This window comes from Frankia gtarii (assembly GCF_025403375.1).
GTDB lineage: Bacteria > Actinomycetota > Actinomycetes > Frankiales > Frankiaceae > Frankia > Frankia gtarii.
In genome coordinates, this window is the sequence record NZ_JAMPTM010000511.1 from 1 (window position 1) to 1,777 (window position 1,777).

General features: G+C 76.7%; 1 protein-coding gene. It reads left to right on the top strand.

Annotated features, from left to right (window positions below):
- The coding region (locus tag NBZ83_RS31945; RefSeq protein WP_261576487.1) for a HelD family protein at positions 1-1,720 on the top strand (1,720 nt) is incomplete at its 5' end.
- Positions 1,721-1,777 lie beyond the last annotated feature (57 nt).

Here is a 1,777-nt window from a genome sequence, read left to right on the forward strand (position 1 = left end):
CTCCGCCGCTGAAACCGCCCCCCTCCCCGCCGGGGCCGGAGCCGGGGCGCGGCCGGCGGTGGTGCCGGCCGGGGGGCTGCTCGAGAGGGAGATCGAACGGCCGCGGTCCGGGCCGATGCGCGACATCGTCGCCACGATCCAACCCGAGCAGGACGAGATCGTCCGGGCCGAGCTGTCGGTGAGCCTGTGCGTGCAGGGGGCGCCCGGGACCGGCAAGACCGCCGTCGGCCTGCACCGGGCCGCCTACCTGCTGTTCGCCCACCGGGAGCGGCTCGCGCGGGCCGGAGTGCTCGTCGTCGGACCGAACCGGGCCTTCCTCGGCTACATCGCCGCCGTCCTGCCGGCGCTGGGCGAGTTCACCGTCCGCCACAGCACCCTCGCCGACCTCGTCGACGACGTCACCGTCGGGGGAGCCGACACCGTCGAGGCGGCCACGCTCAAGGGTGACGCCAGGATGGCGACGGTGCTGCGCCGTGCTCTGCACGACGGGCTGCGCCCCCCGACCGGGCCGGTGGCCGTGGTGACCAGGGCCGGTCGGTGGACCGTGGGGGAGGAGGAGTTCACCGGCCTGTTCGCCGACGCCGCCGCCGGCCTGGCCGCCGGGACCTTCCGCTACGCCATCGGACGCGAACGGCTCGCCGGGCGGCTCGCGAACGCCGTCCGCGTGCGGGCCGAGGCGGGCGGGAACTTCCCCACCGACGGCGCGGTCCGCACCCTCGCCCGCAGCCGGGCGGTCCAGGGCGCCGTCGAGGCGGTCTGGCCGAAGGCGGACGCGGCCGCCCTGGTGCGCCGCCTGCTCACCGACCCGCAGCTGCTCGCCCGCGCCGCCGCCGACGGCATGCTCGACGCCGACGAGCAGCGGCTGCTCCTGGCCGCGGCGCCGCCCGGCGGGGCCCGCACGGCCCGCTGGTCGCCCGCCGACGTGTTCTGGATCGACGAGGCCCGCGACCTCATCGACGGCACCGGCGGCTTCGGCCATCTGATCGTCGACGAGGCGCAGGATCTCTCCCCGATGCAGTGCCGGGCGCTGGCCCGGCGCTGCGCCGACGGCTCCCTGACCGTCCTCGGCGACCTCGCCCAGGGCACCACCCCGTGGGCTGCCACCTCCTGGTCGGCGCAGCTGGCCCATCTCGGCCGGCCCGACGCCCACCTGGAGGTGCTCACCCGCGGCTACCGGGTACCGGCGGAGATCCTCGGCTTCGCCGGCCGCCTGCTGACCCACATCGCCGCCGAACTGACCGCGCCCACCTCGGCCCGCACCGCCCCCGGCGCACTGACGCTCCTACCCACCTCGGACGTGGCCGCCGCCGTCACCGCCGAGGTCGCCCGCGCCCGGACCCGCAGCGGCTCGTTCGCGGTCGTCGCCGCCGACGCCGACGTCGCCGCCCTCGCCGCCGCCCTGCGCACCGCTGACCTGGCCGTCGACGAGCTGCGCGCCGACAGCACGCCGTCGCGGGCCTGCCTCGTGCCCGCCTCGCTGGCCAAGGGCCTGGAGTTCGACCAGGTGATCGCGGTGGAACCGGCGGCGATCGTCGCCGGCGAACCGCATCCCCGCCTGGGCCTGCGCCGCCTGTACGTGGTGCTCACCCGGGCCGTCAGCGAGCTGACCGTCATCCACGCCGAGCCGCTACCCGCCGCCCTGCACAGCCCCGTCCCGGCCGCGATCGACCCGTCGCCGGGGCGGATCGCCGTCGACGTGCCGATCATCACCGAGACCTGACCGGCCCGATCTGGCCAGACACCGTGTGACCAACGCCCGGGTGGGAGAAAATGGGTG